Here is a 7,993-nt window from a genome sequence, read left to right as displayed (position 1 = left end):
CGCTTTTATTTGCCAGCTTATCCATCATCTTTTCATACGCCGAAGGCTCCTGCCAGATCGGATCTGCTACGCCGCTAGCCTTTACGAGCGCGCTTTTAGCGTCCTCCAAAGAGCCCACCTCGTCGATGAGCCCGACGCCTTTGGCGCCGCTGGCTAAAAATACTCGCGCATTCGCCCATGTATCGCGTTTCCTAAGATCCAGCGAGCGCGCTTGCGCTACCTCGCGCGTGAATAGCTCGTAGCTCTCATCCACTAAAGCTTGCAAGCTCGCGCGCTCCGCGTCGCTCCATTTTCGCATCATCGTGCCCGCCTCTTTGAGCTCGCCAGCTTTGACGATCTGTTCGGCAAACCCTAATTTAGCGGCCGCTTCGCTCACATCTAAGCCCTGCATAATCACGCCGATAGAGCCGATGAAGCTGCCCGGATTTGCGTAAATTTTACTTGCCCACACGCCGCCCAGGTAGCTGCCGCTCGCCATCGTGCCCTTAGCGTAAGCGACGACCGGCTTACGCGAGTTTAGGGATTTGATAGCCAGCGAAATTTCCACGCTCGGGCTCAGCGCGCCGCCGGGGCTGTCGATCAGTAGAAGCACTCCCTTAATCGCCTCATCGTTTTTCAGAGTTTCGATCTTTTCTAAAATTTCGCTATCGTCCATTATCGCGCCGCTTAGCGAAAGCTGAGCGAGATTCGCGCCCTTTTGTTGCGCACTTTCGCCGCCTGCAAAAATCAAAAACAAAATAAGCAGAAAAATCAGGGATTTAAAGTATTTGTTGATAAACCCAAGCACGGCGCCGATCGGCGCAAAGATGTTTTTTAGAAATTGCATTTCATTCCTTCGATAAAAAGTGATTTTGCGTTTTTGCTCTGCAAAATGAGCTGTAGCGGCAGCTGGCTCTGCTCGCACTCAATGCCTTCAAAAACGGCGATGTCGGCGAGCTTACCCTCTTTCAGCTCGCCCAAATTTAGCCCAAGTGCCACAGCAGCGTTTTTTGTCGCGCCTAAAATTAGCGCTCGCGCCAGCTCTGCCAAACCCAGCTCGTCGTGCATCATTAAATTTGCACGCAGCTCGTCTAAAAAGCTTAGACTGAAATTCGAGCTAAGCCCGTCGGTAGCGATGTTGTAATTAAGCCCGCTTACGAGCAGTTTTTTAAAGCTCAGCCGCTTTTTGCTAAGCAGGCGGTTGGAGCGCGCGCAGTGCGTGATCGAGTGGAGCTTCGGATCAAAGATGCTAAAATCATCCACCCACACGCAATGCGTAAAAAGCGTGCGAAGCCCGCTAAAATGCGCTACGAAGCTCTGTGGCGAGTAAAAAGGCGCGGGCATTGGGTTAAATTTAGCAAGCCAGGTTTTAAGCTTACCGCGACCGGCGCGCAGCCACTGCCGCTCGTAAGCACTCTCCATAAAATGCGTGCTTATAGCAAGCCCGTTTTCGCGGGCAAGCTTCGTCGCAAACTCCGTAATCTGCGGGTGCGTCGAGTACGGCGAGTGTACCGACACGGCGGGGATGAAAAGCGAGCTTGCAAGCGTCTTTGAGCGCTCAAATCGCTCTTTAAATTTCAAAATATTCTCCGCCGTAGCGTCCTTGCTCGCGCCTAAAATTTCATTGAAAAACACGGTTCTAATGCCGCTTTTCGCGCAAGATTCAGCCTCGCCGCCGAAGCTTGAAATTTCGCCGATCGTGCCCACGCCGCTTCGCATCATTGCGGCGATCTGCTCTGCGATCAGCCGTCCGCGCGCCGCGGCGTCCAGCTGCTGCCTTGAGGCGATGACGCTGCCTAGCCACTCCAAAAAATCGCCATAGCGCAGCGTGCCTTTGTTTGCGCTAAATTCCAAATGCACGTGCGGATTTATAAACGCAGGCATCGCTATGTCGCCGCTAAAGTCTAAAATTTCGGCTTGCGGGTATTTGCGCGCCGCGCTTGCAAAGGAGCAGACCTCGATTATCTTTTTATCAAAGACGATCGCGCCCTCTTTTAAAATTTTAAAATTCTCATCGCAGACAAGAACCCACTTCGCCCTTAAAATTCTCATCGTTTTCCTTATCTAAAACAGCGCGTGATTTTAGCATAAAATTCTATTTCGCGCTAAATTTAAGAGATAAAATTTTATCGTTTGGGCTTGAGCGGGCAAATTTGGCGCCATAGTAAAAAATAAGCTCGCTTTGGTTATAATTTTTGCTTAAATTTCAAAAGAAGGACGTAAAAATGAAAATTATGGTGATTCAAGGACCGAATATCAATATGCTTGGTATGCGCGAGCCCGCTATTTACGGGGTTATGAAGATGGAGGATATCCATAAGCAGATGAAGGCGGTCGCCGATCAGAGCGGCAACGAGATCGAGTTTTTCCAGAGTAATTTCGAAGGCGAGATCGTCGATAAGATCCAAGAGTGCTTCGGTACCTGCGACGGTATCATCATCAATCCCGCCGCCTACACGCACACTTCGCTCGCTATCCGCGATGCGCTCGCCGCAGTCAGTCTGCCCGTAATCGAGGTGCATATCTCAAACATCGCTCGTAGGGAGGAGCTTAGACAAAAAAGTCTAATAGCGCCCGTGACTGCGGGTCAGATCATCGGATTCGGTCCCGTGGGATACCATCTGGCGATGATCGGAATGATTCAAATTTTTGAGCAGATCAAAGCCGCCAGAGCCGAGCAGAAAGCCAAATAAGTTTGGGGTTAAATTTGAAAAATTTTATCCTAAAGGACGAAAACGCCGTTTACCACGAGTGCGGATACAGCTGCGACAACGCGATATTTTTGAGTCTCGCGGGGCGCAAATTTTTCCTCACCGATGCGCGTTATAGCATCGAGGCACGCGAGCTTTGCAAAGATACCGAAGTGATCGAGGTCGAGCGAAATTTGATAAAAGACACGCGGCTGTTTTTGCGAAAAATGGGTGTAAAGGAGCTTGTTTATAACCCGTACGATTTTAGCGCGGGCGAGTGGGGGGCGCTTAGCAAGGGGCTTGGGGTAAGATTTAAGGCGCGGGCGAATTTTTCGCAAATTTCGCGCATAGTAAAATCAGAAGACGAGATAAAAATTTTAAAGCAAGCGGCGCAGTTAGGTGCGGAAAGATTTGACGAATTTGCTGCGTTCGTGCGCGCCGAGGGCGAAGGCATGAGCGAAGAGGAGCTGTTTTTTAACGCCGAGCTTATCTTTAAAAAAAAGGGCGAGCTCGCGCTTAGCTTTTCGCCTATCGTCGCGATCAACGAAAATGCCGCAAAGGCGCACGCATTGCCCGGTAAAAAGCGCTTGCGATATGGCGATTTACTCCTGCTTGACGCGGGGGTTAAATTTAACCGTTACTGCTCGGATAGGACGCGCACGGCGTACTTTGACGAAAATTTTAACTTCGGCAAGGAGCAAAATTTTAAAAACGCCAAACGGCAAGAAATTTACGAGATCGTAAAAGAGGCGCAAGCTCTGGCGATCGCGGCGGTTATGCCCGGCAAAAAGGCGAGCGAGATCGACGCGGCGGCTAGGGATTTTATCGCCGCTCAGGGCTACGGAGAAGCGTTTTTCCACAGCACGGGACACGGCGTCGGAGTCGATATCCACGAGCTTCCGTTCATCTCAAAGCGCGGAGATACCGTGCTAAAAGAGGGTATGGTCTTTAGCGTGGAGCCTGGGATTTACTTGCCCGGCGAGTTTGGCGTGCGTATCGAGGATGTCGTGGTCGTGCGCGAAAACGGGGCTGAAATTTTAAGCGAGTAGACCCGATGAATGTGCGACTTAAGAAAAACGGATTTTACGAGTGCGCGGACGCGCTATGCGTCGTAAAAAGCGCAGTTTTCCCGATGAGGCGCCGCGAGCGCGGAAATTTTAAAAATTTATACCTGCTCGGGCTCGGCGGAAATTTAGGGGACGTCAGGCGGCGCTTCGAGCGATTTTACCGCGTTTTACAAAGCGATACGCGCTTTTTCGTAGCGCAAAATTCGTTGATTTTAAAAAACAAGCCGTTCGGCTTTTTAGATCAGCCCGATTTTTTAAACGCCGTAATGCTCGTGCAAAGCTCTCTGCCGCCGCTTACATTACTCAAAATCATGCAGCGCGCAGAGCTACGATTTGGACGCAAAAGAAGCTTCAAAAACGCGCCGCGCACGCTGGACGTGGATATTTTATATGCAAGCGCGAAGGTGCGTGCCTGCGAGCGGCTGATGCTGCCGCATCCGGGTGTTTGCGAGCGCATAAGCGTGATTTTGCCACTTGGAGAGATGAAATTTAAAAGAGGACTGATATGCAAACTAAAATCGTAAATTTTTTAAGCGCCAAGGGCGGAGTCGGCAAGAGCGTGATTGCAGCAAATTTCGCCGAAATTCTAAGCGAGCAGGGCTACCGTACGGCGATCATAGAAGCACCAAATTTAAACAATCAAGAGATCATCTTAAACGCTTTGCAAAGAAAGAGGATTTCGCTGCCAAGCGCCGTTGCGGTAAAAATTTCGCAAAATTTAACGCTCGTCTCGCCCGCACTTGCTTCACAAAATCCCGCGTCTTCACAAAATTCTACAAATAGCACAAATTCTATGGCGCAAAATTCTATCAAAAACGTAAGCTCTAGCGCGGACGATTACGTCATGCAAAATTTTATAGGTAGCGCGCAAGGCTCGCAAGACGACGAAAGTGGCGGCTCGCACAATTACGCGCAAAAACTCACGAGCTTTGATGGCAAAAACAACTCAGAAAATTCCGCCGCTTTAAATTCAATAGCAAACGCCACAAAAAATTCTACGAATTGTGCAGCCAAAAAGCCGCAGAATTGCGAAGATGGATGGAATTTTACAGAATCAGAAAGCCTAGAAAATTTTAAAAGCGATGATTTCACCAAGCAAAATTCAATCCCTGACGAGAATTCTCAAAATTCCGCGAGTGAAGATGAAATGAAAAATTCTGCCCGCTCATCAAATTCCGAAAAAGCCGGAAATTCCGCAAACGCAAATGCTCACGAAAGCCCCGCTCGCTTCGCAAGTGAGCTGAAAGAGGCAGGAATCTTCGATTTTATTTTGATCGATGCGGGGCTTGAGTATCTTGGAGATTTTTTGAGCATCGGTGACGAAAATATCGTGCTGTGCGCGAATGAACCCTGCTCGATCAGCAACACCTACGCGCTTTTAAAGACGCTCGGGGCGAGCAAAAAAGAGGTTTTGTTTTTGCTAAATTTCACCGCGAGCGAGGATGATGCCGTGATGATCTACGAGAATCTAAAGTCGGTTGCGCACCGCAATATAAGCGAGCTGGGCTTTAAATTGCTAGGCTTTGTGCCGTTTTGCAAACAAGTAGCCGTCTGCTCACAAAATCGCGCGCTTTTTAACTCGCACTATCCGTTTTCGCCAGCTACCATCGCGCTTAGACAGAGCGTCTCGCGATTTTTGGGCAAGCAGGGTTGCGAGCCGATCGATATGGGCGCTTACCGCGGCGTCGGCGGATTCTTACGAAAACTTAGCAACCTAGTATGATTTACAACAAGATTTTAAATCACGTAAATTCTACTATTTTAAACGGAATTTTAAAAATTTAATGCTATTCTTAAAGCTAAAATTTTAAATAATATACATAAAAGATAGATTAATCATGCAGTTGAAAGAAATTTTAAAAGACATCAAAATTGCCCGCGACAATCTCAAAAACGTGGGCAAAAGCGCCACGATCTTCGGCTCGGCGCGCTTTAGCGAGGATAACCGCTACGTAAAAGACGCGCAAAAACTTTGCGAAGGGCTCGCTGATTTAGGATACTCGATCATCACCGGAGGAGGAGGCGGCATTATGCAAGGCGCCAACCGAGGCGCATTTGCGAGGGCAAGGACGCACAGCGTGGGCTTTAACATCATGCTGCCGTTTGAGCAAAAAAGCAACGGCTTTTTGACGCAGGGGGCGAAATTTTCAGCATTTGCACCACGCAAAGGCGCTCTCATCGAAAACAGCGAAATTTTCGTCATCTTTCCGGGCGGATTTGGGACGCTGGATGAGTTTTTTGAAATTTTAGTGCTGGTGCAGACGGGCTTTAAGCGCGCACAGATCTATCTTTACGACGAGGAATTTTACGCGCCTTTGATGGAGTTTTTCCGCACTTCACTGCTAAAATCTGGTGCGATAAACGAAAGCGATCTGCAAAATTTCATGCTCTGCGACAGCGTGGATGAAATTTTGGCAGATGTGCGACGTAAGGAGAACGAATGAAAATTTTAGTCGCGATAAGCGGCGGCGTGGATAGCTCGATGTGCGCGAAGCTGCTGCAAGACGCGGGCCGGGTGCAGGTCACGCCGAAGGCCATCTGGAGGGCGGCCGCCTGGGCACTGAGGCACGGCCCTGTCGGGCTGTCCCGGCTCGTGGCGAGTAAGGTTCGCAGCGGCCATGACAGGCAGGGGGCCCGCTGATGAACTTCGGACGCAACCCGCGGCTCTACAAGTCGACGGTGGCGGCCATCGCCCGCGACTCCGTGCGCTACGCCCTCATCAAGCCGGTGCTCGACCGCGCCGTCAAGGCGCACGTGCACGGCCTGGAGCACCTCGACGACCTGCGGGCCCCGTTCCTGGTCACCCCGAACCACTCGGGCCACTTCGACGGCCCGCTCATCATGCTCACGATGCCGAGTCGGCTCACCAAGGAACTGGCCACCGGTGCAGCGGCCGACTACTTCTTCACCAAGTGGTACACGGCGATGGGCACCCAGCTGCTCATGAACGCCTTCCCCGTCGACCGGGCCCGCAACAAGGGCCGGAACCACCGGGGTATGTCGGGCGAGCTGCTCGACGCGGGCGTCTCGCTGCTCATCTTCCCCGAGGGCACCCGGTCCCGTACAGGCGGCATGGGGCGTTTCAAACCCGGCACCGCGGCCCTGGCGATCGCCCACAACGTGCCGGTCGTCCCCGTGGCGCTGGTCGGCTCGTGGGCGGCGTGGCCGCCCACCGAGAAGCGCTGGCTGCCCGGCCGCCCCGACGTGCACGTCGTCTACGGGGCCCCGATGACCGCCGAGCCGGGCGAGATCGCCCACGAGTTCTCCGAGCGGGTGCGCCGCAAGATCATCGAGATGCACGACGGTGTGGCGAGGGCCTACGGCATGCCCACCCAGGCCGAGATGATGCACTTGGCGGCGATCGAGCGGGCCCGCAGGTCGGACGGGGGGAAGCACTGAGGCCGCCCCGCACCGCGGGCATCGCCGCCCGATCTAGCGCGTGATGGTGCCGTGCTCGAACTCCTGGGTGCAGGTCCCAGACGCGTCGCACCGCGCGTCGCCCACGGGCGCACCGTAGTCGCCCTCGAGGGCACCCGCGGCCGACCAGGCCTCGTAGACTGCGCCCCGCACGACGAGGAGGGCGTCCGCCGCCGTGAGGTGGATCGCCCCGCCCTGGAAGTACTGGGTCATCGTCATCGTCCCGGCGCCGACCTCCGCCTCGCTGACCGGAAGGCCGAGGTAGCCGTCCTCGGCGCCCTCGTCCTCCCACTTGCGCTCGATCTCGTGGTGGACGGAGTGGGCACCGGTGGCCGGTGTCCACTCGATCAGACCGAAGCTGAAGAACTGGACGCAGCCGACCGTGCCGTTGTCCTGGCCGCAGCTCTCGTCGCTCCTCGGATAGCCGAGATAGCCCCTGGCCTGACCGGTCGCGTCCCACCGGGCGCCGATCGCACCCCGGAGAATGTGCGCGCCCCACGTCGCGCCGGCCGCGCCGTCGCGGACGATCGAGCCGCGCTGGAACCGCTGGAAGCAGCCGTTCTGGATGAGCGTGCAGCTGATGCCCGTCACCGGGTAGCCCAGTGAGCCGTCCTCCGAGCCGCTCTGGCGCCACTGGGCCAGGAAGTCGCCGTGGATCTCGTGGGCGCCGGTGGCGGCCGTCCAGACGATCGTGCCGTTCTCGTAGGAGCGGTAACAGCCGCCATCGCTGGTACCGCACGTCTCGCCGCTCCGCTCGGCGCCCAGGACGCCGTCAGCGCCGCCGAGGGCCTCGTAGCGGGCGGTGATCGCCCCGCCCGAGTCGGTGTCGGCCCGCGCCGG

9 protein-coding genes and 1 pseudogene are annotated in these 7,993 nt (G+C 54.0%); 7 read left to right on the top strand and 3 right to left on the bottom strand.

Annotated elements, in window-relative coordinates; genetic code table 11:
- A partial coding sequence (sppA, locus tag Q0277_RS07540; RefSeq protein WP_297996958.1) for a signal peptide peptidase SppA occupies positions 1 to 826 on the bottom strand: 826 nt, incomplete at its 3' end.
- Positions 814 to 2,031: a metal-dependent hydrolase gene (locus Q0277_RS07535; RefSeq protein WP_297996956.1), complete on the bottom strand. Its 1,218-nt coding sequence runs from the start codon at positions 2,029 to 2,031 to the stop codon at positions 814 to 816. The genes sppA and Q0277_RS07535, both read right to left, overlap by 13 nt.
- Before the next feature lie 173 nt (positions 2,032 to 2,204).
- On the opposite strand from Q0277_RS07535, the gene aroQ reads away from it, so the two are divergent.
- The 7 genes from aroQ (at position 2,205) to Q0277_RS07500 (ending at position 7,135) form a co-directional block, all read left to right on the top strand.
- Positions 2,205 to 2,672, top strand: coding sequence for a type II 3-dehydroquinate dehydratase (gene aroQ / locus Q0277_RS07530; RefSeq protein WP_005869936.1), 468 nt, complete (start codon positions 2,205 to 2,207; stop codon positions 2,670 to 2,672).
- 14 nt (positions 2,673 to 2,686) lie between these two features.
- Entirely contained in the window at positions 2,687 to 3,718 is a 1,032-nt protein-coding gene (locus tag Q0277_RS07525; protein WP_297996955.1) for a M24 family metallopeptidase, read from the top strand.
- Between the two features lie 5 nt (positions 3,719 to 3,723).
- A complete protein-coding gene (gene folK, locus Q0277_RS07520; protein ID WP_297996953.1) occupies positions 3,724 to 4,260 on the top strand; it encodes a 2-amino-4-hydroxy-6-hydroxymethyldihydropteridine diphosphokinase in 537 nt (178 codons plus the stop codon).
- Positions 4,242 to 5,459, top strand: coding sequence for a P-loop NTPase (locus Q0277_RS07515; RefSeq protein ID WP_297996951.1), 1,218 nt, complete (start codon positions 4,242 to 4,244; stop codon positions 5,457 to 5,459). The genes folK and Q0277_RS07515 overlap by 19 nt, the downstream gene beginning before the upstream one ends.
- 115 nt (positions 5,460 to 5,574) lie before the next feature.
- Positions 5,575 to 6,180: a TIGR00730 family Rossman fold protein gene (locus Q0277_RS07510; protein ID WP_297996950.1), complete on the top strand. Its 606-nt coding sequence runs from the start codon at positions 5,575 to 5,577 to the stop codon at positions 6,178 to 6,180.
- Positions 6,177 to 6,377, top strand: coding sequence for a hypothetical protein (locus Q0277_RS07505; RefSeq protein WP_297996948.1), 201 nt, complete (start codon positions 6,177 to 6,179; stop codon positions 6,375 to 6,377). Before Q0277_RS07510 ends, Q0277_RS07505 begins: the two co-directional genes overlap by 4 nt.
- Positions 6,377 to 7,135 (top strand): lysophospholipid acyltransferase family protein, encoded by a 759-nt coding sequence (locus Q0277_RS07500; RefSeq protein ID WP_021796585.1) that lies wholly within the window; start codon positions 6,377 to 6,379, stop codon positions 7,133 to 7,135. The genes Q0277_RS07505 and Q0277_RS07500 overlap by 1 nt, the downstream gene beginning before the upstream one ends.
- A gap of 33 nt (positions 7,136 to 7,168) precedes the next feature.
- On the opposite strand, the pseudogene Q0277_RS07495 reads toward Q0277_RS07500, so the two are convergent.
- Positions 7,169 to 7,993, bottom strand: a pseudogene (locus Q0277_RS07495) (hypothetical protein); the annotation flags it as partial.

Origin of the sequence: uncultured Campylobacter sp. (genome assembly GCF_938030815.1) — a bacterium.
Lineage (GTDB): Bacteria > Campylobacterota > Campylobacteria > Campylobacterales > Campylobacteraceae > Campylobacter_B.
This window is presented reverse-complemented; position numbering and strand designations above follow the sequence as displayed.